This is a genomic window from Pseudoalteromonas sp. S327, assembly GCF_005886415.1.
Classification (GTDB): Bacteria; Pseudomonadota; Gammaproteobacteria; order Enterobacterales; family Alteromonadaceae; genus Pseudoalteromonas; species Pseudoalteromonas atlantica.
The window spans coordinates 83,487-106,601 of the sequence record NZ_PNDP01000032.1 but is presented as its reverse complement, the minus strand read 5'-3'; the positions used below and the strand labels follow the sequence as shown (position 1 = coordinate 106,601).

The window sequence follows — 23,115 nt, the reverse complement described above, 5'->3', positions numbered from 1 at the left end:
TAGTTGCAAGGAGTTAATGGCGGTTATTTTTTTGCGAGAGAGTTAAAAGCAGCGCTGATGGTAATTAACACTACACTAAGGACGACTACGCCAGGCCACTGGTACAAAGCAAAGGCTTTCACACCAATAATTGAGCCAAAGGCGCCGCCTAAGTAGTAGCCAAGCATGTAAACACCATTAATACGGCTTTGTGCGCTTGGGTCTATGCTAAATACGCGGACTTGATTGGCTACTTGTGCGCTAAAAATAGCGAAGTCGATTAAAATAATACCGATAATTAGGGCTATTAGGTTTCCTAAAAAAACGCCTGTAATAGCAAAACCAATTGCGGCAAGTGTGAGTACTATCATGACTAATTTTTTAGAGCCCAGCGCATTGACCCACTTACCCGAAGACTTAGCCCCTATTACGCCAGCTAATGCGATGATGCCAAATAATCCGGCCTCTTGGGCACTGTAGTTAAAAGGTGCATCACTGACATAAATAGCTAAAGTAGCCCAAAGTACATTAAAAGCAGCAAACCAAAGCGCGCCAGTTAAAGTAAACACTTGTAGTGGTTTGTGCTGTTTAAATAACGCCACTGTACTTTTAAGTAGCGGCCAGTAACGTAAGCTAGTTTGTGGTTTATTTAGGGGTAAAAAGAGCCTAAGTAGTACACCAAATAGCGCAGCTAATATTGCAGACATAACAAATACGCCACGCCAACCAAAGTGCTCTCCTACAAAGCCGCTTAACGTGCGTGAAAGTAAAATACCAATGGTTAGACCCATCATTAAGGTGCCCAATGTCGCCCCTTTATTTTCAGCAGATACAAGTGATGCCGCAAAAGGGATTAATTGCTGGGTAATGTTGGCACTTATCCCTATTAAAAATACCGACATTAATAACAGCGGTAAGTTAGGTGTAAATACGGCAAAGCTACATGCAATAACCAGTAAGCCCGATAAAATGCTTATTAAGCGCCGACGCGCAATAGAATCCCCCAGCGGCGAAATAAACAATAGGGCAAAAGCGTAACCAAACTGAGTAAATGCGGGAATGCTACCAAGTTGTGAATCCGTTAAATTAAACTCGTTACCAATCAGAGGTAAAATTGGCTGGCTGTAATATAGGTTTGCAGCGGTTGCTGCAATGGCGGTTGTCATCAACAATAAAATAAAGCGACTTAACGAGGCGCTTTGAGTTACCTGGGTCATTTTGCTCTCCAACATTAAAAGGTAGGCGAATGATAGAGGGAGATGCTTGATGTTAGAAATGTTTAAATTTGATGGAATCTATACAAATAACGTATAGTTGCTGCTATACCTCTCACACAGAGCAAATTTGAGTCGCACATGGATATAAAAATATTAAAAAGTTTTATTGCAGTGGCTAAGCACCTGAGCTTTTCAGAAGCGGCTCAAGAGCTACATACTGTTCAACCCGCTATAAGTCGCCATATTTCTTCGTTAGAAGAGCAGCTAGGTGTTAGCTTGTTTATCCGTAACTCTCGGGAGGTGTCGATCACGCAAGCGGGAGAGCAGTTAGTTAAAGATGCCACGGCAATTTTAGCGCTTACAGAGCGGGCTAAAAATAAGGTTAAACTGGTCGATAGCGGGCAGTTAGGCTCGCTAAGTATTGCGTATTTAAGCTCTGCGTGTTTAACATTTTTGGCCAAATTAATCCGAACGTATAAGTCGCAGTTTCCTAATGTTCACGTTACCTTGCTAGAAATGACCGCGACCGAGCAAATAGAGGCCCTTAAAAGCGAACGGGTAGATGTCGCGTTTTCTCGGCCGTTACCAAGCACCATAGCCGATGAGTTTATAAGTGAAACTATGTACGTTGACCGCCTCGTAGCGGTGGTCAACAAAAACCATCCCTTTGCATCGGTGCAAACTATTGATTTGAAAACCCTTAAAAATGAGCCATTTATTCTTTTTAATCGCGACGAAGCCTTAGGGTTGTTTGATGAAATTATTACTCGTTGCAAGCGCGCTGGCTTTTCACCTAACATTATTAGTCAGCCAAGGCATATGCAAACCTTAGTAACAGAGGTTGCCGCCGGTTTAGGGTTAGCTATAGCGCCTTATTGTGTAAGTAAATTATATAGCGAGGGTTGCCATTTTATAGAGTTAGAAAAGGTCGACACACAAATTTATTTGCAGCTGCAATACAAGCAAATTAACAGCAGCGCTACCACGCAAGCGTTTGTAGAAATGGCACTTGATGCCCAAGCAGAGATTCAGCTTAGCATGCGTAATTGAGTTGGCTTTATAAAAGCGCTTTTAGCTAACTTATGCACTGCAATAATTAGCGAGGCGTAAATGCGCAAAAACGCAAAAACACCTTTGTAATTTACATCTCATTTAATTGATTTGTAACTAATTAACATCTACTCTAGTGGTACTAATTACTTCAAGCAACTATGAGAAACATGAAAGCCATTATTTTATTTTTATTTCTTGTTTTTCAATTTGCCAGTTTGCCGGTAAGCGCTCAACCGGATTCTAAAATTACCAATGTCTTATTTATAAATTCTACAAACCAACATATGCCTTGGCATAAAAGTGTTGAAGAGGGCTTAAATAGCGAGCTATCAACACGGACTTTTGACTATGAGCTTTTTGTTGAAAACATTGATGTAGGGCGCTTTGATGAGGCCACTCAAACGCAATTAATGAGCGACTACCTTAAGCAAAAATATAAAAATAAGCACATTGATATAATTGTCACGCAATCCCCCTCAGCTGCCACGTTAATATCGCAATTGAATGATTTTTTTACTAGCACGCCAAAAATTTATTTAGAACCTGGCGAACAGTTTAGGCTACCGGCCAACACAAATAATGCCTCAATGCAGGCTAAGTTAGACTACAAGCAAGCAACCGCCAGCGCGGTTAATTTAATGAAACCTAAAAAGCTCATAGTCATCTTAGATACTAAAAATGAAATAGGTAGAAACTTTTATACAGGGCTGTTTAATTTTATCAGCCAAGATTTTTCGTATTTAGAAGTTGAGCAATGGTTTGATCTTCCGGCTGCTGAACTGATGACAAAAGTAAAAAATGCACCTTCAGACGCCGTTATTTTATTTACCCCTATATTTAGAAATTACGAAAATAAGTCGATTAGCCCGTATCAGCTCGTCAGCTTACTCGCTCAGCATAGTAACGCCCCCATTTTTAGCTACTGGGAAGTTTTATTGGGCTCAGGTGTAGTGGGTGGTTATGTTTTATCAGGTGAGAAAATAGGTAAACGCGTGGGTGAAGCTATTATTTCTTACAGTGAAAATAACGTGTTACCTACTATAAGCGATGAAAATTTAAGTGTTCATAAATACGATTGGCGACAGCTAAAAAAATATAATGTTGCCCCGCAAAGCCTGCCAGAAAAATCGATTATTGCTTATTACAAGCCGAGTTACTTTGAACAAAATAAAGTGTTAATTTACAGCGCTGCCATTACTATTTTTGTATTGAGCGCTTTTTTAGTGTTTGTATTACGGTTAAACCGCCGCCGCATTCAGCTTGTAAATGCGCTTGACGAAGAAAAGCTACGACTTGAATCGCGTGTAGAGCAACGCACTAAAGAGCTATTACAAGCTAAAGAAGAAGCAGAGCAACTTACCTCGTCAAAATCTGAATTTTTAGCCAATATGAGTCACGAGATCAGAACCCCAATGAGTGGCATTATAGGGCTGACGAATATTTTATTGGGCAAAAACTTACCTGAAGAAGATAAACAGTATTTAGAAAAAATAAAGTACTCGTCAGACCAATTGCTTGTGGTTATTAATGACATTTTAGATTTTTCAAAAATCGAGTCAGGAAATATTAAACTTGAGGCCTTTGCATTTTCGTTAAACGCGGTTGTCGATTATATAACGACCACATTTGAAAACAGGGCGCGGAGTAAAGGTATTGCGTTTGAGATTAATATTAGCGATAACGTGAAACATAACTTAGTTGGCGATGTGGTGCGTATAAACCAAGTATTAATTAACTTGTGCTCTAATGCGATTAAGTTTACCTCTAAAGGGGCTGTTTCGGTGCAAATAGACGCAGAAGAAGCCCCCAATGACGCCAAAAGTACTGTTTTAAGCTTTAGTGTTAAAGACACTGGCATTGGTATTGATGCAAAAAGCTTACCTAACTTGTTTGAATCATTTACTCAGGCCGACAGCTCTACAACCCGAAAATACGGGGGAACTGGGTTAGGCTTAGCCATTAGTAAACGTTTATGCCAAGCAATGGGTGGCGATATTTCTGTAAGCAGTACGCAAGGTGAAGGCAGTGAGTTTATTGCTACCATAAACGTTGAGGTAAACACCCAAGCATTAATAGAAGACAGCCCACAGTTATCATTTGCTGAACCATTTGATGTATTACTAATAGATGATAACGAAGATGATTTAAGCTTAATTAAAAGTCAGCTTAGTGCAATGGGACTGCGTTGTACGCCTTGCACGCAGGCAAGTGATGCAATAGAGATAATTAAAGAAAATATAAACACTTATAAAATTATTATTGTTGATTGTGAAATGCCGACCATGAGCAGTGAAACGTTTTTTACCCGCATTTACAAAGTAAACCCACAGCTTTGCAACAATATTATTGTACTTACAGCAAGCAAAAACGACGTAATTTACGACATAGCTAAAAAAATAAACATTAAAACTATTTTGCATAAGCCTGTGCTTACCAGCGTATTATTTGAAGCGATGAAAAGCAAAGTGGTTAGCCCTTCTACAAGTAATACCCATAAACCTGCCACCGAAAAGCCACTGCAAGGGGTAAAAATACTCGTTGTGGAAGATAACGCCATAAACAGGTTAATTGTATCCGATATATTAGCCGCCAGTGGGGCGCAGGTGCACGTAGTAGAAAATGGTTTAGAATGCATACAAACCGTAAAATTAGAAACGTTTGATATTATTTTAATGGATATTCATATGCCCATTATGGACGGTGTAGAAGCGACTAAAGTAATACGCAGTGACAGCAATACTGCGCTTGCCTCTATGCCTATCATTGCGTTAACTGCAAACGTAATGAAAGATGATATTACTCACTACCTATCTATTGGTATGAATGCACATGTTGCTAAACCAATAAAAGCTAAAACATTACGCGATACAATACTTAATTGCTTAAATAAATAAACTTATCAATTACCTACCTTTAATAGCAGGCTTTAACGCCTGCAACGTTAAAAAACCAAACGCAAAATTTATATAAATAGGGTTTGACTCACACCTTTTAATATGTGAAATTTCATATATTCGTTTTTTCATATATTTAGTTCGCTATAGAACTACAAGGTTAAGGATTATGAGTAAATCAATTGAACACGAGCTACCTAATTTAGAACTTTCACAAAGCACTCCTCCTACCGTTAAGGATTTCACGCTAACGTTTTCATCTCATAAACCTAAAATTTTATTGTTATACGGATCGCTAAGAGCTCGCTCATATAGCAAGTTAGTTATAGAAGAAAGTGCACGCTTGCTAACCCACTTTGGTGCTGAGGTTAAAATATTTAACCCTGAAGGTTTACCCATAACAGATAGTGAAGATGAGACGCACCCTAAGGTGCAAGAGCTACGTGATTTAATGCTCTGGTCTGAAGGGCAAGTATGGTGCTCGCCGGAGCGACACGGTGCTATGACGAGTGTATTTAAAAACCAAATTGATTGGGTTCCATTAAACCTGGGTGGCGTAAGGCCTACACAAGGTAAAACGCTGGCTGTGCTGCAGGTTTGTGGTGGTTCACAGTCATTTAATGTGGTTAATCAGTTACGCGTATTAGGGCGCTGGATGCGCATGGTAACAATACCTAATCAGTCATCGGTGCCTAAAGCGTTTTTAGAATTTGAAGAGAATGGCCGAATGAAGCCTTCTGCTTTTTACAATCGAATTGTGGATGTAATGGAAGAGCTCGTAAAATTTACCTTATTAATGCGCGACCAAAAAGATTACTTTGTTGATAGATACTCTGAGCGAGTAGAAACAGCAGAGCAGCTCAGTAAACGCGTAAATCAAAAAGACATTTAGGAGGTTACTGTGGGGTTATTTGAACGCTTTTTATCGGTGTGGGTTGCGCTGGCAATCGCGGTAGGGATTGTCGCCGGTTACACCGTACCCGATGTATTTAGTGTTGTTGCAAGCTTAGAATATGCACATGTAAATATTGTTATCGCTGTACTCATTTGGTTTATGATTTACCCAATGATGGTGCAAATTGACTTCTCCTCTATTAAAAATGTAGGCAAAAAGCCTAAAGGCTTAGTACTGACAGTCGTTATCAACTGGCTCATAAAACCCTTTACCATGGCCTTACTAGGGTGGTTATTTTTTAAAGGCATTTTTGCAGACTTTGTCGACCCACAAACGGCAACAGAATACATAGCCGGTATGATTTTATTAGGAGTAGCACCATGTACTGCAATGGTGTTTGTGTGGAGTCAATTAACAAAAGGCGACGCTAATTACACGTTAGTGCAGGTATCTATCAACGATATTATTATGATTTTTGCCTTTGCGCCCATCGCAGGTTTATTACTAGGGGTAACAGACATAACGGTACCGTGGGACACGTTATTACTCTCGGTGGTTTTGTATGTACTTATTCCATTAATAGCAGGCGCTATTACCCGCAAAAAGTTAGATAAGGGTGAAGATCACACACGGTTAAATCACTTTTTAAAGGTAATGAAACCGTATTCTATAATTGGCTTACTGGCAACGGTGGCACTTTTATTTGGTTTTCAGTCTCAAACATTAATAGATAACCCAGAAGCCATTGTATTGATTGCTATTCCGCTGCTTATTCAAACGTACGGTATTTTTGCAATAGCCTATATAGCCGCAAAAAAAATGGGCCTAGCTCATAATATTGCAGCTCCAGCTTGCATGATTGCAACTTCTAACTTTTTTGAACTCGCTGTTGCCGTAGCCATTTCATTATTTGGTTTACACTCTGGTGCTGCGCTTGCCACCGTTGTGGGCGTTCTTGTTGAAGTACCTGTTATGCTTAGCTTAGTTTATTTTGCTAACAAAACGCGTCATTGGTTTAACTAGGAGAGTGTCATGGTCGTTATTCATCATAACCCTGATTGTGGTACATCGCGCAATGTATTGCAGATTATTAAAGCCGCTGGCTATAACCCAACGGTTATTGAATACCTTAAAGAGGGCTGGACAGAACCTCAATTGTTAGCGTTATTTGCCGCAGCAAACTTAACACCAAAAACAGCGTTGAGAGTGAGTAAATCGCCTGCTGAAGAACTAGGCTTGTTAAATGAAAACGTAACAGATGAAGCTATTTTAGAGGCCATGCTTGAGCACCCTATATTGGTTAATAGACCTATAGTGTGCACCGAAAAAGGGGTTAAACTGTGCCGCCCTAGTGAGCAAGTTTTAACGCTATTAGCACAATGGCCTAAAGGTGAGCTATACAAAGAAGACGGCGAAATGATATTAAACGCGCAGGGCGAGCAACCCTAAAAGTAATAAACTATTTGCCAAAACCCCGTTTACACGGGTTTTTTTTGTTTAGCAAAATTATAAACATTTAAACTTGCTTTGCCTGCTTGTGCTAATGACTATTTTGAACAACACTTTAAATAGTCGCGTTGCCACAGAGAGCACTATGCATAAAGCCTTAATAAAAATTGCTAAGCAAAAAAAAATAATTTACTTAACCAGTTTCACGCTGATGGTAATTATTTTTAATGTGCTTTTAAATGATACGCTCCATAAAAAAATTCATAAAAATGGTCAGCAGTTAACGCAGCAAATTTTTGAGCTGCAAATTAATGCCAATGCCGATAAAGAAATAGTGCAGGCATTGGTGCAAAGTAAGGGCTTTATGCTGGCTGCACACTCAAATGCCGAACACTTCAAATACTTAGTTGATATACAGCACGATGTATTTAGCTATAAAACGCTCAGCATAAGTTTATACCACTGGCCTGCCTGGGTGGAGCAAGCTTACTTATTTTTACTATTAAATATCATTATATTAGGTGCCACTAGCTGGTGGGTTAGATGGTGGAAAGTATTAGTAACAAAACCGGCAGCGAACCTGCCATTGCCTTCCAGCAAAACTAAAGCTGCAAAAAAACTTTCTACGCAAATCACCACATTAAACTGCGAAGTAAAGTCTATGTACGGTGTTAGTGCAGCGCGACATAGCTTATTTGCCATAGTGAAATGTGATTGTGTGTTTGATGAAAATACCGATACCCAAGCAAGCTTTAAGGTATTGATAGCAAAATATTTTAAAGAGCTTCCTGCAGTATCAGTTAATGTATTTGATGCTAACAACCTTGCTATTACTTTAAATAATATCCCCGTAGCAAAGCTAGATACATACAGTGAAAGCCTACACGAATGCGTTTATCAAATTTGTAAGCGTTATCGAAGCACAGTAACGCGTAAAAACATAAAGGTTGGACTGTGCGATTATCGATATGCGACTGAGCAACCCGTTATTTTTAAACTCGCTAAGTCGGCCTTAGTATTTTCAGAAAAAAGCTTAATTCAGCACTGGCATAGGCTCGCGTTACAGCACGAGCAAGGGAACTTAATTTCAAGTAAGCAGGTTATTGAAAATATTAAAAAGAATAAATTTATCTTATTCTTTCAACCGTTATTTATGATCACCAGCGGCGATATTGTACAACATGAAGTGCTAATAAGAATTAGGCAGCAACCGCACGGTTTATTAGCTGCGCGTTACTTTATTAATCAAGACTTTAACAATCACCAAGCATTTGAGTTAGATAAAGCGGTGCTACTTCAAGTTAAAAAGCTTATTTTAGCTGAGCCTAGTGCTCTAACGGTGAGCGTTAATTTGCATATAAGTAATTGGTTTAACGAGCAGTTTTGGAGCTGGTTTGTCACCAATATGAAAGATTTTACGACAAAGCGAAAATTACAGTTTGAAATTAGCGAAGCAGACTTTATTAAGTACCAAGCGCAACTAGCAGGTGCCTTTGAAAAACTGACGGCCCTACAAAGTTTGCTGGTGATTGATAATGTACAGAATGTGGAGCACATTAACCAAATTGCTTCTCAAAAATTAGTTAGCGGTATTAAACTAGGGTATCCGCTTGTTCATAATGTGGATGAAAAAACACAACAGCAAAAACAAGTTAAAAACATTGTGGCGCAAAGCAAGTTGCTCAATATACCTGTGTACGCGGTGGGTGTAGAAACCCAAAAAGAGCTACTTATGTTGGCTAAACTAGGCGTAGTTGCCGCACAAGGTTTTTACTTTTCTGAGCCCTTGCAAGAATACACACATGCCACGTTTTACTAAGGCCAGTTAATCCTTTTAAGCTAAGCGCAGCCAAAAGGGCCACTCTAGCAGTGGTTGTAGAGCTCACTAGGTTACACACTGTGGCCCTAAGTAAGCATGTTTTAATGCCCTGAGGTTAATAGCCTTAAATCAGGCCACGATATTTTAGCCCATTGAGCCCCTGTAAACCGCCTGTATGAATAGCCATTATATGACTACCAGCAGCAAAGTAATCTTGCTCGATAAGCCGCCATAGTGCATACATCATTTTACCGCTGTATATAGGTTCAAGAGGTAAGTTATGTTGCTGTTGCATGCGTTGGCAAAACAGCCATAAGTCATTACTAAATTTGCCATAACCGCCATCATGAAACTCAGTAAGTAGCTGCCAATTGGATTGCTGAGCTGCTTTTTTACTGAGTGCTGTAATTTCTTTGTTCAAGTACTCGGCTTGTTTTAATACCGCAATTCCTAACAGCTGTGTGGCCTCATGGCTACCTTCAATTAAGCCTGCAAGAGTTCCTCCACTTCCTGTGGGGCATACTAAGTAATCATGTTTTGGTAAGCTTTTAGCAAGCTCAGCACACCCAGGCAGGGCGTATGTATTACTTCCACCTTCTGGAATTATATAGGCGTGCATAAAGCGTGCTTGCAACTGGGCTAAATAATCTGGGTCATGGCGCTGCTTATATTCAATACGAGTAACCGCATGTAAATCCATTGCACACTGTTTAGCAAATTGCAGGGTGGGGTTTTGAGAATCTAAGTGTGGCCCTCTAATTATGGCGTGGGTTTTTATATTAAATAGTTTACCCGCACCAGCACAGGCGTGAACATGATTAGAAAAAGCCCCCCCAAAGGTGAGGAGTTGTGTTTTATTAAGGGCTTGCATTTGCTGTAAATTATATTTTAGCTTACGCCATTTGTTACCACTTATTAGTGGGTGAAGTAAGTCATCTCTTTTTATACTTAACCGTATGTTTCTCTTTTTAAGACAGTCGCTATCTATTTGTTGTATTGGACTTTCTTTTTCAATATTGAATAAATTAAGCATTATTTCTCGTGTTTAAACTTGCAAACTAAAAAACTTGTACGACACTTAGTTAATCTCTTATTAACAATAGTAGCTATATGAAAAAAAAGCTGTTTTCGTTGTTATCTTGGTTAAATCGCAGTTTAGACTCAAGCACAGCGATTGGTATTGCTACTTATGCAGATACAGTAAACGCGGTGTGTTTAAAAAAAAATCAAGGGCAGTGGTACGTACATAACTCACACAGTGTGAATGTAGAGGACCAAACGGATTATACAGTCGCTATTGCAACTTGCACAAATGAAGTTTGCGCTGAGGTGTGCCCAGTAAATTTAGTGGTTCCTCATTATTTTTATCAAATAGTGCAAATGGATAAGCCCATGCTGAGTGACGAAGAGATCATTCAATCCTTACCTTGGACAACAAAAGACTTAGTTGATATTCCACCAGAGAACATTGTTGCCGACTTTATCGATTACCCAATCGTTCAGCCTATGCAAAGCAGTAAAATGAATGTGTTTATTACTAATAAACTACAGTTAATGCCTTTTATTGATAGCTTTTCAAAAATAAAGCCTGTGCTCAGAGCAATGACCTCAGAAGAAATGATCTTAGTAACCTTGTTTGGTGAAGATAAAAGCGCTCACATGCTTATAGTGCAACATGCAGGGCATGAGCCGCGTATTTTAATTATTCGTGATGGTCAGCTTTTATTAGCTAGGCGTTTAAACGGGTTTTTAGGCATTTCAGATAAAGAGCGCACACACGGTTTGGTTGAAGCCTTAGGGCTTGAGATCCAACGATCAATGGATTTTTTTGAAAGCCAACTAAAACAGCCTCCTATCAGAAGCATTCAGCTGCATTGCGATGATTTATCGTCTTTAACATTAAGGGCTGGCCTTGCAGAATTTTTGCAAGTAAAGGTTGTTGATTTTAAACCTAATATAGATTTAGCACAGGATCTCGAACCAAGCTTTTATTACGCATTAGGCGCAGCGTATCAATTAACTGATCCGGATTCAGTGTTATGAAAACACGGATTAATTTTTACCAAAAAGCCATTAGGGTTAGGCGCGACCCCGTGCCCTTTAAAGGAATGCTGTTGCTGTGGCTAGGTACATTGTTAGTGGTTGCATTAACTTGGTTGTTTTATTTATACGAAGAGCACAATAGCCAGCAATTACTTACGCAAAGCCAAGCTTATCTAAAGCAAACGCAGCAGCAATTAAACGTGGTAAAGCAGCGATTAGCTGATAAACAAAATAAATCGCATTTGATAGATGAGCTAAAAGTACTGCAACAAGAAATTTTGCATAAACAGCAGGTGTTTGATTATTTAGAAAACACATCCATGCACACGAAAACGGATTATGCCGATGTGATGCGCGATTTGGCAGCGTACCACGAACCGCAAATTTGGCTTGATCAGATAAAATTTGAAGGCCAAAAAGTAATGCTCAAAGGGCGTACTCAGCAAGCCAAATTTTTACCTATTTGGCTTGCTAATCTCAAGCATTCGAGCTTTTTCAAAGGGAAGGAGTTTTCAGTGCTGGAGCTGTCGAGCAGTGATGGCGTGAGCGAGTTTAATGTGGCTACAGAACTTAGTTCAAGTGAGGTAGCACAATGAATGAGCAAAATGAAAATAAAGGCTGGCCATTATTCATTAAATACCAAGCACAATTTGCGGCATTACAGCAGCGGGAAAAGTATTCTGTACTGTTTGTTGGCTTGTTTCTTATTGTTTATTTAGGTTTATGGTTTGTGGTGTTTCCACAGCAAGATGCAGTAAATAGTTTACGCGTTGAACAAAATACATTGTGGCAAAAACTCAATCAAAATGAAGCACAGCTCTCTATGCTTACCCAGGCATTAGAGCATGACTACACAAAAGTACTTAGAAATCAGGTAGGGCAAACCCAGCGCGAGCTAGAAGATATAAATAATAAGTTAAGCACGTTTAGCCAAGGCTTTATTTCAGCAAACAAAGTACCTGCTGTATTAAAGGATTTATTAGTAAATACCCCCGATGTGCAAGTGGTTGGCTTTAGAGTAAACCCAGCAAAAGCAATTGATGTAGAAAAACTTGGTGAGCACGATACGCAAACCTTGTTTTTCGAACACCAAATGGTGGTTACTTTGCAGGGGCGTTATTTTAGCTTACAGCAGTATTTAGAAGGCCTTAAAGCTAGCCAGCAAAAGTTGTTAATACAGCAGTTTAACTATCAGGTGCAAACATACCCTAATGCAGAGTTAACATTACAAATCGCAACGGTGAGTGCCAATGAAAAATTTATCGCTTTATAGTTTGAGTGTGTGTTGCGTGTGTTTTTTCTCTGTTAGTTCAGCTGAAATACTGCGCGATCCTACTCAGCCAAGCAATGCACCGATACTAAAAGGCGCTGCAGTTAGCAATGCAGCGCTGTCGTTACAGTCAATTATTAAAACCGAAAAGCAATACAAAGCGATTATTTCTAAGCAGGTGTATAAGCCAGGAGATGTAATAGGTGAATTTCGGGTGCTAACAATAAACGCCAATTCAGTGTTGTTAGCGAATGATGATAAGCAAATAAAATTAGAATTATACGACTATGAAATTAAAAAATAATATAACAAAGCCATGGCTTGCGCTTATTTTAATACCGCCTTTTTTAACGGCGTGCCATAGTTTTAAGCCCGGAAAAGAGATTCAGCCACACATAGCACAAGAGCTTGCTCCTATAAGCAACAATGCTAAAAGTGTTGCCCCGGTAGAGGTGAGTAGCGCGCTTACACAAAGCTTACTTTCGTCACTTAATAACGAGCAAAGTTTAATAAATGAGTTAGCTGTAAAGCGTTTTGATGTTGCCGCAAAAGAGGTAGAAATAAGCTCATTTTTTAATGGATTAACTGCTGATACTCCATACAGCGTGGCAGTACACCCAAAGGTGAGCGGAGTTATTTCTTTAAATTTAAAAAACGTAACGTTTGAAGAAGTTATAGCTGTTATTAAACGCATGTACCCGTTAGATATTGTCCAAGAAGGTCGTATTGTGCAGGTGTTACCAGCGGTCATGCGCACAGAAACTATACCGGTTAATTATTTAATGATGCAGCGCCATGGGCAATCAACGGTAAGTGTTGTTGCTGGTGGAGTGAGCCAGTTTTCACAAAACAACTCAAGTTCAAATTCAAGCTCAAACAGTAGTAATAATTCGAGCCAAAATAATCAGTTTGGCAGCGATAATCAAAATACCGAGCTAAATGGCTCTCGCATCCAAACAATTAACCAAAACGACTTTTGGAAGGAGCTTGAAGTTGCTCTTAAATCGCTTATTGGTTCAAACGATGGTCGTTATGTGGTTGCCAGCCCACAGGCAAGCTTGGTTACGGTTAATGCATTACCCAGTGAAATAAACCAGTTAAAAGACTTTTTACGTCAAAGCCAAGAAAACCTTCAGCGACAAGTTATTCTTGAGGCTAAAATTGTCGAAATAACCTTAAAAGATGAATACCAACAAGGGGTTAACTGGGAGCGGATTTCTAGAGGGTTAGAAGGTGGGGTGTCGTTTGCAACTACAGCAGGCAGCATAGGTAATTCTATTTCAGCTACTTTAGGAGGGGTTTCCTCATTAACGATTGAAAAAGGCGACTTTAGCGGCGTAATTAGTTTGCTTGAAACGCAGGGCGACCTGCAAATGCTTTCTAACCCTCGTGTAACTGCAACAAACAATCAAAAAGCCGTGATTAAAGTGGGGCAAGATGAGTACTTTGTTACTAACGTTTCGAGCACAACAGTAACGGGCACCTCAACGACTACGTCACCAGAAATAGATCTAACTCCGTTTTTTTCGGGAATAGCCTTAGATGTCACACCACAAATTGATAAATATGGCTCAGTTATTTTACACGTTCACCCATCGGTAACCGAAACAGAAGAGCAGCTCAAGGTGATTACATTAGATGATCAGCGTTTTGAGTTGCCGCTTGCACAAAGCAATATTCGTGAATCTGATACGGTGATCCGCGCTCAAAGTGGTGAAATAGTCGTAATTGGTGGGTTAATGCAAACCACCACAGAAGATGAAGAATCGAAAACACCCATTTTGGGCGATGTGCCAATATTAGGTAATTTATTTAAAAGTATTAGTAAGCGTCAAGAGAAAAAAGAGCTCGTTATTTTAATCAAGCCAACGGTGGTGATGCCCGACACGTGGAAAAAGCAACAAGCTCATAGCCGCGCGCTATTAAATACATGGTATGAGAACTAACTATGTATTTGAGCTTTTTTAATTTAAGTGAAATGCCTTTCACCTTAACCCCAAACACCGAGTTTTTTTGTGCACTTGAGCCGCACCACGAAGCGATGCAAGTACTTACCACAGCGCTAGAAATGGGGGAGGGATTTATAAAAGTAACAGGAGAAGTAGGGACAGGCAAAACCTTACTATGCAGAAAACTTTTAAATCAAATTGAAGAAGACTACTTTGTGGCTTATTTACCTAATTCTTATTTAAGCCCTGAAGAATTACGCTGGGCTATTGCTGTAGAACTAGGCATGGAGGTAGATAAAAGCCTAGATCAACAATCGTTAAGTCAGCAAATAAACCATTACTTATTAGAGCTGCAAGAAGATAACGAACGGGTTGTACTACTAATAGATGAAGCGCAGTGCCTGAGTTGGGATACACTCGAAGCGCTTCGATTATTTACAAACCTAGAAACCGAAACCGAAAAGCTTATTCAGGTGGTGCTATTTGGCCAACCTGAATTAGATGAAAAACTTGCCAATAGTAAAGTGAGGCAACTACGCCAGCGGATCAGTTTTTCCTACTCATTGCGTGCAATGACCGCCGGTGAAGTTATTTATTATATTAATCACCGTTTACAGGTGGCAGGCTTTAATCAGCCACCACTATTTACGAATCGTTTAGGATTAAAAATAGCGCGTGCGAGTCGAGGAATTCCCCGTTTGGTCAATATCTTATGCCATAAAGTTTTACTGCAGGCATACGGTGAAGGCCTTAATAAAGTAACACCGCGCCATATACATCTTGCCATTGCAGACACCGAGGATTGCAAAAACCACCATGCTAACCATTACTGGGCTTACAGCTTAGTAGCTATTAGTGTTTTTGTTATTGCAGTTATGTGGGTATGGAGGCAATGGTTATGAGTGTTATTAATAATATGCTAAAAAATATCGACCAGCGCCAAACTGCACAGCGTAATCAGCAAAGTGGCGGGGTCGATATTCCCCCTGTACGCGACTACCACGATGTATTATTTAAAGTGCTGAGTGTTTTATTAGCGATTGTACTAATTTTTACAGCCTACCTTTATTTACCTTTTGCACAGGCACCACAAGCGAGTAGCGACACGGCTGAAAAAGCATATGCGGTTAATAATAACAGCCAGCCGATTGAAATTGCCCAAGCTAAAATTACCCCCGTAATTAAGCCTTTAAAACAATTAAGCGAAGAAAACACTGGCGCTAAAGCAGCTCATATTAATGCAGATACGCAAAAAGAGCTGGCGCAGGTACAAAGCAATAACGCATTGCTTGATCAGCCAAAAGACGAAGTAATACAGCTACACGCTGCAGACAAAGCCGCGCTACTGAGCAAAAAAGCAAGCCCCCCAGAAGTAAGCGCTAAAGTAGCCACTAGCACAGAAATAAATGCCCCAGTTGAAGCAAAAAGCAGTGCACCAGTAAAAAGCATTACACAGGCTAAGCAGCCGCCCGCTGAAAATAAATTAGTAAAAACTGCCAGTGTTAAACAAAGCAAAGCCCAGCGCATAGCACAGCAATTAAAGCGTGCTAAACAAGCGTTGGAATTTGCTTTATATGATGATGCGATTAACGATTTAACCGCTATTTTACAAACACAACCTGAGCATATAGAGGCGCGTAATTTACTCGCGGCAACGTATTTTCAGCAACAAGATGTACTTATGGCTCAGCAGTTATTAGTTGCTGGCATAAAAATAAACCCTGAGGTTGTGCAGTGGCGTGTAATGCTCAGTAAAATTTTAATTATGCAACAAGAGTACGAAGGCGTACTTAAACTGCTTATAGCCGAACTTGAGCCGCAAGCAAACTTGGAGTTTTGGTTATTAAAAGGTACTGCAGCACAAAATGCGCAGCAACATCAAATAGCGCTTGCGAGTTTTACACAGCTTACACAGCTTCAGCCTCAGCAGGCTAAGTGGTGGCTGGCGTTAGCTACTTCAAAAGATGCGTTGGGGGAATTTGCTGATGCAAAGCACCTTTATAAAGTTGCCCTAGATTTAGGCGGTTTAAATGCCGCAATGACGCAACATGCACTACAGCGCTTAGTCGCATTGAAGGAGGCTGTATGAGACCCAGTTTAAAAATGCGCTTAGGGGACTTACTCGTTCATGAGCAAATGATCACCGAAGCGCAGCTAAGCGAAGCACTCAATGTGCAAGCTGCGTCAGGGCGAAAGTTAGGGGCTACATTAATTGCGCTTGAGTTTATAAGTGAGCCGCAATTATTGCGCTTTTTAGCCCAACAATTACAAATACCGTTTTTAGATATATCGCAGCGCAAAATATCTTCAGATGTATCTAAATTACTTTCAGAGGTTTATGCCAGACGCTACCGAGCATTAGTAATAGAAGATAACGGGGATTCTGTGTTAGTTGGAATGAGTGACCCCGCTGATTTGAGAGCATTGGATCAGTTAGCGCCAATGCTAGCCCCTAAGCGAATTGAGCTTGCTGTTGTGCAAGAAAGCCAGCTTATGGCAGCGTTTGATAATGTGTACCGCCGAACAGAAGAGATTACTAACTTTGCTGAAAAGCTACACGAAGAATACGAAGACGTAGAAGAGTTTGATCTTAATTCCTTAGCAGATGAAACCTCTGACGCCACCGTAGTAAAACTACTGCAATCTATATTTGAAGATGCAGTACAAGTACGTGCCTCAGATATCCACATAGAACCCGATGAAAGGCTATTACGCATTCGCCAACGAGTTGATGGTGTATTGCAAGAGCACACATTAAACCAAGTAAAAATAGCCTCTGCTTTAGTACTTAGGCTAAAGCTTATGTCGGGGTTAGATATATCGGAGAAGCGTTTACCGCAAGATGGCCGTTTTAATATAAAAGTGCACGCGCACAGCATTGATGTACGTTTATCGACAATGCCTGTGCAATATGGCGAGTCAGTTGTGATGCGGTTGCTCGACCAATCTGCAGGGCTTTTATCGTTAGATGAAACGGGCATGCCGGTGCATATTTTAAAACGCCTGCGCAGCATTATAAAACGCCCTCATGGCATGGTGTTAGTGACTGGGCCTACCGGTTCAGGAAAAACGACCACCTTGTATGGCGCTTTAAGTGAGCTTAATCAACAAGAAAGTAAAATTATTACCGTAGAAGATCCGGTTGAATACCGCATTGGACGGGTAAACCAGGTGCAAATAAACAACAAAATAGGCTTAAGTTTTGCCAGTGTATTAAGAACCACGTTACGCCAAGATCCCGATATTATTATGGTTGGCGAAATGCGTGACCAAGAAACCGTTGATATAGGCCTAAGGGCTGCATTAACAGGCCATTTAGTACTTTCTACGTTACATACCAACGATGCTATATCAAGCGCAATGCGCTTAATTGATATGGGGGCACCCGCTTATCTAGTTGCAAGCTCACTACGCGCTATTATTGCTCAGCGTTTAGTTAGGCGTATTTGCAATGAATGTAAAACACCGTATCACCCAGATAAACAAGAACAAAGCTGGCTTACGTATTTAGGCGAAGATGTTAGCAGCACACAGTTTTGGCGAGGCCAAGGCTGCACAGCATGTAGCCATAGCGGCTACAAAGGCAGGGTGGGGATTTTTGAGCTGTTAGAAATGAACGACGCTATGATGGATGCCCTGCGTATTAACGACACACAGCGTTTTGGTGAAGCGGCTAAAAATAGCGCTAATTTTGCACCGCTTTCTTATATGGCTTTAACGTATGCAAAGCAAGGCATTACCTCGTTAGATGAGGTATTTAAAGTGGCTGAATATGTACCTGAAGTGGTAGGTGATGACGATGCAGCTTTATAGTTACAAAGCCAAAGACGCAAAAGGTGCGCTGGTTAAAGGGCGTGTTGAGGCAAATAATGAGGCCGGTGTGGCCGATAGCTTATTAAAGCGCCAGTACATACCTATTTCAATTTCGTTAGTTGAAACAAAAAACAATATAAAGTTATTCGATAACCTATTTAGCGAAAAAATAACCCTTGATGACATGATCATGTTTTCACGGCAAATGTATTCTTTACTTAAAGCCGGGATCCCCATTATTAGGGCAATGATAGGGCTTGCTGATACCACGCAAAATAAAGAGTTTAAAAGTGTATTGCTTGAGGTAACACGCCAGCTCGAACAAGGCCGTGAACTATCTAGTGCGTTAGCTATACACAACAAGGTGTTTAGCCGCTTAACTATCTCTATGGTTAAAGTCGGAGAAGGGTCGGGACGATTAGAAGATGCGTTTTATCAACTGGCTATTTATTTTGAAAAAGAGCAAGAGACTCGTAAGCGCATAAAAGCCGCTATGCGTTACCCCACTTTTGTTATTTTGGCGCTTTTAGTTGCGATGATCATATTAAATATTTTTGTGATCCCTACCTTTGCCAGCATGTTCGAAAAGTTTGATGCAGAGCTGCCTTTAATGACCCAGATCCTCATTGGCACCAGTAACTTTTTTGTCAATTATTGGTGGCTGCTAGCGCTAATGTTAGTGGGGGGAGTCGTTGCATGGCGTCGGTATTTAAATACGGCGGCTGGGCGCTTTAAGTGGGATCACCACAAACTCAAAATTCCATTTGTAGGCGATATTTTAAAACGCACCTTACTTGGCCGTTATAGCCAAAGTTTAGCCATGGTGCTGCGCTCGGGCGTCCCTATGACGACAGGGTTGTCGTTAACGGCCCATGCAGTTGATAACAGCTACATGGAAAAAGCCATTATCACCATGCGTCAAGATATCGAAAAAGGCGATAGTTTGTTGCGGGCTTCGCGAAGTAGCGAGCTATTTTCACAGTTGGTACTGCAAATGGTAGCAGTGGGTGAAGAAACTGGTCGCGTAGATGAGTTATTACAAGAAGCAGCTGATTTTTACGAACGAGAAGTCGATTACGATTTACGCAGTTTAACCGCAAAAATAGAGCCCATTTTGACGGTGTTTGTTGCCATTATGGTGCTTATTTTAGCACTCGGTATTTTTATGCCAATGTGGAACATGATGTCGGCTATTAAAGGGTAGCCATTGTGACTAACGGTCGTGTTCGTGCAACAGGTTTTTCGTTATTTGAGCTCGTTTTAGTAGTTGTTTTACTGGCAGTTATTATGGCTTTTGCTATACCTCAATATATAGGCATTAAAAATCAGGCACACAATGCGAGTGTGGATGTGGTAGCTGGTGGATTTGCCTCTGCGGTGTTGATGGTCAAAGGTCAGTGGGAATTATCGGGGCGTCCAAAGGGCGTTAATAATACAACACATATTAATTACGGAGGTGTCATTGTTGGTGTCGATGGACACAGAGGCACACCAACGGGTGATAAAACGACTAATACTGATACGCGGGCCAGCGCAATGACTGCACTGCAATGCCAAAAAGTATTAAGTGTAATTTTACAAGATGCGCCTACAAGCACATTAAGTACCGAGGTTTCTATAATAACCAAGGTGAGTTATTTAGTGCGTTATAACACTAAAAACAACCAGTGTATTTATTATTTAACTCATAATTTAAACACCAATAACCTACCTACCGATGGCGCCGTTATGGCTAAAAAAGTAGGGTTTTCGTACTTTCCAACAACAGGCAAAGTGCAAATTTTTAAAAACTAAGTAATTATAAAGAGGCTTACTTATGAAAACGCAGTCATTAAAACAACCAATGAATAAGCAAGCAGGTTTTACGCTTGTTGAACTAATAATTGTAATTGTAATTTTAGGTATTTTAGCGGTGACCGCTGCCCCTCGTTTTTTAAACCTGCAAGGTGATGCTAACGCTTCTACACTCGAAGGTTTACAAGGCTCAATTCGCAGTGGTATGAACATCGTTAATGGTAAATCTATTATCGCAAGTGACCACAAAAAAGCGAGTGCAACGGTTACTGTTGATACCGGGAATGCAGTACCTACAGTTTATGGCTACCCTGCAGCGACAGAAGCAGCTTTTGAAGCTTTTTTAGATGTTGAATTTGCATCTGATGACTCTGCTGATTTTAATCTTGTAGCAGTTGCCGCTGATGAAAAAGCAATTATTTTCCCTAATAGCTACGTGCAAACTGATGATTGTCGTATTGAGTATACACAAGCTGCAGATGCAAACGACGGCACGCCGCCTGTATCTGTTACGCCTCCTACTGTTACGCTTATCACGAGTGGGTGTTAATTTACATAAATGAATAGCAGTAGTAATCAACGATTGCGTGGCTTCACACTGGTTGAATTAATTATTACTTTAGTTATTTTGGGCATACTGTCGGTAACGGCAGTGCCCAAGTTGCTAGGAAGTTCAACAGAGCAAGCATACTCATACAGAGATAGGGTATTAAACGCCCTGCGCACAGTACAATTACGCGCGATGCAAAATACTGCAACAAGCAGCTGCCATAAACTGTATATTTCACCTACCTTGGTTGCGGGGCCAGAGCCAGAAACCTGTACTGGCGGCCCAAGTACCAATAATAGCGAGCATTTAGTTGTTGCTATCAATACCGAGCGCAGCGACGTACGATTTAATGCCTTAGATAGCAATGCTAATGTGTTTACGCAAATTAACTTTGACCCATTTGGGCGAGCAGATCAAAACTGCACAGTACAATGTAAAATTGACCTAGGTCTAGCCGCGGTGTGCATTAGCGGTGAAGGGCTTATTTATGCCTGCCCCTAAAATACAATCAGGTTTTACCTTGATTGAGCTGATTATTGGCATTGTAATGTTTGCTATTGCGCTAAGTATCATTACAGCGCTTATAGCACCTCAAGCAAAGCAAAGTGCCGAGCCTATTGTCGCACTCAGGGCCTCAGAGCTTGGGCAAGCATTAATGAACGAAATATTAGCTAAATCATTTGATGAACATAGCGAGCGCACGCCACCATTTAGGCGCTGCTCCGAAACAAGCTTAGGTGCCCAGCCTTGTAGTACTCATTCTGAGCTTGGTGCTGATAGCGGTGAAGCACGGACTAGTTTTAACGATGTTGATGATTACATTGCGCTCACAGGGCAGCCTATTAGTGATAGTTTAGGGAATACATTAGCGCAATACAGCGACTTTTCACTGGCTGTAAACGTGCAATACGACAGCGACCTAAACGAGGCAACCAATAACGATGGCGTTGCCTTTAAACGAATTACCATTGAAGTAACCTCACCCTTGGGACAAGTGTACGGCTTTAGTGCATATAAAGGTAATTACTAATGAATAGAGCAAAGCAAAAGCGTGGCTTTACCTTAGTTGAGCTATTACTTGTGATGGTAATTATTGGCATTTTAGCCGTAGCGTCATTTTCGTTTATTAGCGCCGGATTTAATATTTACAGCCAAGGTGTGAAACGCCAAGAAGCGGTAGCGCAAAGTCGCTTTGTTTTAACCCGATTAAGTAAAGAGCTTCGCCATGCAACCCCTAACTCACTGCGCTTAAATTGCGATAACGCTAGCAATGGAGCATGTAGCACGCAGCAATGTTTAGAATTTACGCCGTTTTTATCTGCCACTCACTATACCGATTACTTACCCACTAGTGCCCCTTTTGAGGTTACCGCCGTGAATTTTGCGCTTAATAATTTAACTGAGCCACAAATAAACGATTGGGCAAGTATTTATCCATTAAATAGCAGCGATATATACGATGAAAGTCAAAACAAGCGCCTACAAGTTAGTGGCTACAGCGCCGTTACAAGTGAGCTAGATACATGGCAATTTAGCAAAGCATTTGCTCAAGAGTCACCGAGTAAGCGCCTTTATTTATTAGATCAGCCCGTTAGCTTTTGTGTAGAAGGTAATTCACTGTATCGCTATAGCAACTACGGCTTTACTACAAACCAATTAAACGCCGCCAGCTTACAGGTTAGCTCGGGCGTTAAACGCGATTTAATGAGTAATTATATTGCCAATAACTTAACGAGCAGAGCCTTTTTTACGTTAAGTGAGATTTCGCTACAGCGCAGCGCAGTTGTTAATGTGTTTGCGCAAATGGGGTTTAACGACACCGAACAAATAAGTATTAGCCATGAGGTGCATGTGCCTAATGTCCCCTAATATAAAAAACATCAGTTTTGCTAAAAAGCAGCAAGGTAATTTGCTCATAATTACGTTGGTGATCATTGTCACTTTGCTGGCACTAGGGCTGGCGCTTTCTAAAGTGTTATCGGGTGCGGCGCAGCAAAATACCATTGAGTATTACGGCGCGCGCGCTTACATGGCAGCCCAAAGCGGATTAGAAACCGGCTTAAGCGAAATTTTTGCACTAAATAGCACTGCGCAAACATGCAGTGCAGTAACCACCAGTAGGAATTTTAGCACCCTCTATCTAGCCAATTGTGAAGTTGAACTGAGCTGTAGTGAATACATAGCCTTACCCGATAGCAGCACCCGCTCTGGCACCGTTAATATTTACTACTTACAAAGCTCTGCAATGTGCACCGCCAATGATTGTGCTGCCGGTGAAGCATGTCAAAAGGAATATTGGCAAACCCAACGTACTCTAAGTGTGGAGGCTAAAACATTACCATGAGCAAATATACCCTCTGTATTTTATGTTTAATAAGTTTGCTACTAAG

23 protein-coding genes are annotated in these 23,115 nt (G+C 40.7%); 21 read left to right on the top strand and 2 right to left on the bottom strand.

What is annotated here, in order from left to right; genetic code table 11:
• Positions 1 to 23: 23 nt before the first annotated feature.
• Positions 24 to 1,196: an MFS transporter gene (locus tag CWB60_RS10155; protein ID WP_138576979.1), complete on the bottom strand. Its 1,173-nt coding sequence runs from the start codon at positions 1,194 to 1,196 to the stop codon at positions 24 to 26.
• Positions 1,197 to 1,334: 138 nt separating this feature from the next.
• Between CWB60_RS10155 and CWB60_RS10150 the strand changes: the two genes are divergently transcribed.
• From CWB60_RS10150 to CWB60_RS10125, 6 genes are all read left to right on the top strand, one after another.
• Positions 1,335 to 2,246, top strand: coding sequence for a LysR family transcriptional regulator (locus tag CWB60_RS10150; RefSeq protein WP_138576981.1), 912 nt, complete (start codon positions 1,335 to 1,337; stop codon positions 2,244 to 2,246).
• A gap of 170 nt (positions 2,247 to 2,416) precedes the next feature.
• A complete protein-coding gene (locus CWB60_RS10145; RefSeq protein WP_138576983.1) occupies positions 2,417 to 5,143 on the top strand; it encodes a response regulator in 2,727 nt (908 codons plus the stop codon).
• A gap of 169 nt (positions 5,144 to 5,312) precedes the next feature.
• Complete coding sequence (gene arsH / locus CWB60_RS10140; protein WP_024032512.1) at positions 5,313 to 6,035, top strand: arsenical resistance protein ArsH; 723 nt, start codon at positions 5,313 to 5,315, stop codon at positions 6,033 to 6,035.
• Between the two features lie 9 nt (positions 6,036 to 6,044).
• On the top strand, positions 6,045 to 7,061 hold the full coding sequence (arsB, locus tag CWB60_RS10135; RefSeq protein ID WP_138576985.1) for an ACR3 family arsenite efflux transporter: 1,017 nt from the start codon (positions 6,045 to 6,047) through the stop codon (positions 7,059 to 7,061).
• 9 nt (positions 7,062 to 7,070) lie between these two features.
• Positions 7,071 to 7,487 carry an arsenate reductase (glutaredoxin) gene (gene arsC, locus CWB60_RS10130; protein ID WP_138576987.1) on the top strand — a complete coding sequence of 139 codons (417 nt, stop codon included), beginning with the start codon at positions 7,071 to 7,073 and terminating at the stop codon, positions 7,485 to 7,487.
• Between the two features lie 145 nt (positions 7,488 to 7,632).
• Complete coding sequence (locus CWB60_RS10125) at positions 7,633 to 9,306, top strand: EAL domain-containing protein (protein WP_138576989.1); 1,674 nt, start codon at positions 7,633 to 7,635, stop codon at positions 9,304 to 9,306.
• Positions 9,307 to 9,430: 124 nt separating this feature from the next.
• Here CWB60_RS10125 and CWB60_RS10120 read toward each other — a convergent pair whose 3' ends face one another.
• Positions 9,431 to 10,339, bottom strand: a complete 909-nt coding sequence (locus CWB60_RS10120; RefSeq protein ID WP_138576991.1) for a 1-aminocyclopropane-1-carboxylate deaminase/D-cysteine desulfhydrase — start codon at positions 10,337 to 10,339, stop codon at positions 9,431 to 9,433.
• A 77-nt stretch (positions 10,340 to 10,416) separates the two neighbouring features.
• On the opposite strand from CWB60_RS10120, the gene CWB60_RS10115 reads away from it, so the two are divergent.
• From CWB60_RS10115 to CWB60_RS10045, 15 genes are read left to right on the top strand one after another with little or no spacing between them, the layout of a single operon-like run.
• The gene (locus CWB60_RS10115; protein WP_138576993.1) at positions 10,417 to 11,349 is read left to right on the top strand and encodes an MSHA biogenesis protein MshI; all 933 of its coding nucleotides are present in this window, start codon (positions 10,417 to 10,419) and stop codon (positions 11,347 to 11,349) included.
• Complete coding sequence (locus tag CWB60_RS10110; RefSeq protein ID WP_054982910.1) at positions 11,346 to 11,945, top strand: PilN domain-containing protein; 600 nt, start codon at positions 11,346 to 11,348, stop codon at positions 11,943 to 11,945. The genes CWB60_RS10115 and CWB60_RS10110 overlap by 4 nt, the downstream gene beginning before the upstream one ends.
• On the top strand, positions 11,942 to 12,622 hold the full coding sequence (locus tag CWB60_RS10105; protein ID WP_138576995.1) for an agglutinin biogenesis protein MshJ: 681 nt from the start codon (positions 11,942 to 11,944) through the stop codon (positions 12,620 to 12,622). The genes CWB60_RS10110 and CWB60_RS10105 overlap by 4 nt, the downstream gene beginning before the upstream one ends.
• The gene (locus CWB60_RS10100; protein ID WP_138576997.1) at positions 12,600 to 12,923 is read left to right on the top strand and encodes an agglutinin biogenesis protein MshK; all 324 of its coding nucleotides are present in this window, start codon (positions 12,600 to 12,602) and stop codon (positions 12,921 to 12,923) included. The genes CWB60_RS10105 and CWB60_RS10100 overlap by 23 nt, the downstream gene beginning before the upstream one ends.
• Complete coding sequence (mshL, locus tag CWB60_RS10095; RefSeq protein WP_138576999.1) at positions 12,907 to 14,565, top strand: pilus (MSHA type) biogenesis protein MshL; 1,659 nt, start codon at positions 12,907 to 12,909, stop codon at positions 14,563 to 14,565. The genes CWB60_RS10100 and mshL overlap by 17 nt, the downstream gene beginning before the upstream one ends.
• Before the next feature lie 2 nt (positions 14,566 to 14,567).
• Positions 14,568 to 15,470: an ExeA family protein gene (locus CWB60_RS10090; protein WP_138577001.1), complete on the top strand. Its 903-nt coding sequence runs from the start codon at positions 14,568 to 14,570 to the stop codon at positions 15,468 to 15,470.
• Positions 15,467 to 16,657: a tetratricopeptide repeat protein gene (locus CWB60_RS10085; protein ID WP_138577003.1), complete on the top strand. Its 1,191-nt coding sequence runs from the start codon at positions 15,467 to 15,469 to the stop codon at positions 16,655 to 16,657. The genes CWB60_RS10090 and CWB60_RS10085 overlap by 4 nt, the downstream gene beginning before the upstream one ends.
• A complete protein-coding gene (locus CWB60_RS10080) occupies positions 16,654 to 18,381 on the top strand; it encodes a GspE/PulE family protein (RefSeq protein ID WP_096738997.1) in 1,728 nt (575 codons plus the stop codon). The genes CWB60_RS10085 and CWB60_RS10080 overlap by 4 nt, the downstream gene beginning before the upstream one ends.
• Positions 18,368 to 19,585 carry a type II secretion system F family protein gene (locus CWB60_RS10075; protein ID WP_138577005.1) on the top strand — a complete coding sequence of 406 codons (1,218 nt, stop codon included), beginning with the start codon at positions 18,368 to 18,370 and terminating at the stop codon, positions 19,583 to 19,585. The genes CWB60_RS10080 and CWB60_RS10075 overlap by 14 nt, the downstream gene beginning before the upstream one ends.
• Positions 19,586 to 19,590: 5 nt before the next feature.
• A complete protein-coding gene (locus CWB60_RS10070) occupies positions 19,591 to 20,175 on the top strand; it encodes a hypothetical protein (RefSeq protein WP_024032498.1) in 585 nt (194 codons plus the stop codon).
• Positions 20,176 to 20,197: 22 nt separating this feature from the next.
• Positions 20,198 to 20,725 (top strand): prepilin-type N-terminal cleavage/methylation domain-containing protein, encoded by a 528-nt coding sequence (locus CWB60_RS10065; protein WP_138577007.1) that lies wholly within the window; start codon positions 20,198 to 20,200, stop codon positions 20,723 to 20,725.
• Between the two features lie 9 nt (positions 20,726 to 20,734).
• The gene (locus CWB60_RS10060) at positions 20,735 to 21,226 is read left to right on the top strand and encodes a type IV pilin protein (protein ID WP_138577009.1); all 492 of its coding nucleotides are present in this window, start codon (positions 20,735 to 20,737) and stop codon (positions 21,224 to 21,226) included.
• Positions 21,213 to 21,755 (top strand): type IV pilus modification PilV family protein, encoded by a 543-nt coding sequence (locus CWB60_RS10055; protein WP_138577011.1) that lies wholly within the window; start codon positions 21,213 to 21,215, stop codon positions 21,753 to 21,755. Before CWB60_RS10060 ends, CWB60_RS10055 begins: the two co-directional genes overlap by 14 nt.
• Positions 21,755 to 22,594: a PulJ/GspJ family protein gene (locus tag CWB60_RS10050; RefSeq protein ID WP_138577013.1), complete on the top strand. Its 840-nt coding sequence runs from the start codon at positions 21,755 to 21,757 to the stop codon at positions 22,592 to 22,594. Before CWB60_RS10055 ends, CWB60_RS10050 begins: the two co-directional genes overlap by 1 nt.
• Positions 22,584 to 23,069 carry an agglutinin biogenesis protein MshP gene (locus CWB60_RS10045; protein ID WP_138577015.1) on the top strand — a complete coding sequence of 162 codons (486 nt, stop codon included), beginning with the start codon at positions 22,584 to 22,586 and terminating at the stop codon, positions 23,067 to 23,069. Before CWB60_RS10050 ends, CWB60_RS10045 begins: the two co-directional genes overlap by 11 nt.
• Positions 23,070 to 23,115: the final 46 nt, after the last annotated feature.

What these genes read in the sequence shown, in the direction of transcription:
- CWB60_RS10155 (WP_138576979.1), bottom strand. Translation starts at nt 1,196, where the DNA reads ATGACCCAGGTAACTCAAAGCGCCTCGTTAAGTCGCTTTATTTTATTG.
- CWB60_RS10055 (WP_138577011.1), top strand. Translation starts at nt 21,213, where the DNA reads ATGCCTGCCCCTAAAATACAATCAGGTTTTACCTTGATTGAGCTGATT.
- CWB60_RS10050 (WP_138577013.1), top strand. Translation starts at nt 21,755, where the DNA reads ATGAATAGAGCAAAGCAAAAGCGTGGCTTTACCTTAGTTGAGCTATTA.
- CWB60_RS10115 (WP_138576993.1), top strand. Translation starts at nt 10,417, where the DNA reads ATGAAAAAAAAGCTGTTTTCGTTGTTATCTTGGTTAAATCGCAGTTTA.
- CWB60_RS10110 (WP_054982910.1), top strand. Translation starts at nt 11,346, where the DNA reads ATGAAAACACGGATTAATTTTTACCAAAAAGCCATTAGGGTTAGGCGC.
- CWB60_RS10045 (WP_138577015.1), top strand. Translation starts at nt 22,584, where the DNA reads ATGTCCCCTAATATAAAAAACATCAGTTTTGCTAAAAAGCAGCAAGGT.
- CWB60_RS10075 (WP_138577005.1), top strand. Translation starts at nt 18,368, where the DNA reads ATGCAGCTTTATAGTTACAAAGCCAAAGACGCAAAAGGTGCGCTGGTT.
- CWB60_RS10060 (WP_138577009.1), top strand. Translation starts at nt 20,735, where the DNA reads ATGAATAGCAGTAGTAATCAACGATTGCGTGGCTTCACACTGGTTGAA.
- CWB60_RS10150 (WP_138576981.1), top strand. Translation starts at nt 1,335, where the DNA reads ATGGATATAAAAATATTAAAAAGTTTTATTGCAGTGGCTAAGCACCTG.
- CWB60_RS10145 (WP_138576983.1), top strand. Translation starts at nt 2,417, where the DNA reads ATGAAAGCCATTATTTTATTTTTATTTCTTGTTTTTCAATTTGCCAGT.
- CWB60_RS10090 (WP_138577001.1), top strand. Translation starts at nt 14,568, where the DNA reads ATGTATTTGAGCTTTTTTAATTTAAGTGAAATGCCTTTCACCTTAACC.
- CWB60_RS10125 (WP_138576989.1), top strand. Translation starts at nt 7,633, where the DNA reads ATGCATAAAGCCTTAATAAAAATTGCTAAGCAAAAAAAAATAATTTAC.
- CWB60_RS10065 (WP_138577007.1), top strand. Translation starts at nt 20,198, where the DNA reads ATGAAAACGCAGTCATTAAAACAACCAATGAATAAGCAAGCAGGTTTT.
- arsH (WP_024032512.1), top strand. Translation starts at nt 5,313, where the DNA reads ATGAGTAAATCAATTGAACACGAGCTACCTAATTTAGAACTTTCACAA.
- CWB60_RS10080 (WP_096738997.1), top strand. Translation starts at nt 16,654, where the DNA reads ATGAGACCCAGTTTAAAAATGCGCTTAGGGGACTTACTCGTTCATGAG.
- CWB60_RS10105 (WP_138576995.1), top strand. Translation starts at nt 11,942, where the DNA reads ATGAATGAGCAAAATGAAAATAAAGGCTGGCCATTATTCATTAAATAC.
- CWB60_RS10120 (WP_138576991.1), bottom strand. Translation starts at nt 10,339, where the DNA reads ATGCTTAATTTATTCAATATTGAAAAAGAAAGTCCAATACAACAAATA.
- arsC (WP_138576987.1), top strand. Translation starts at nt 7,071, where the DNA reads ATGGTCGTTATTCATCATAACCCTGATTGTGGTACATCGCGCAATGTA.
- CWB60_RS10100 (WP_138576997.1), top strand. Translation starts at nt 12,600, where the DNA reads ATGAAAAATTTATCGCTTTATAGTTTGAGTGTGTGTTGCGTGTGTTTT.
- CWB60_RS10085 (WP_138577003.1), top strand. Translation starts at nt 15,467, where the DNA reads ATGAGTGTTATTAATAATATGCTAAAAAATATCGACCAGCGCCAAACT.
- mshL (WP_138576999.1), top strand. Translation starts at nt 12,907, where the DNA reads ATGAAATTAAAAAATAATATAACAAAGCCATGGCTTGCGCTTATTTTA.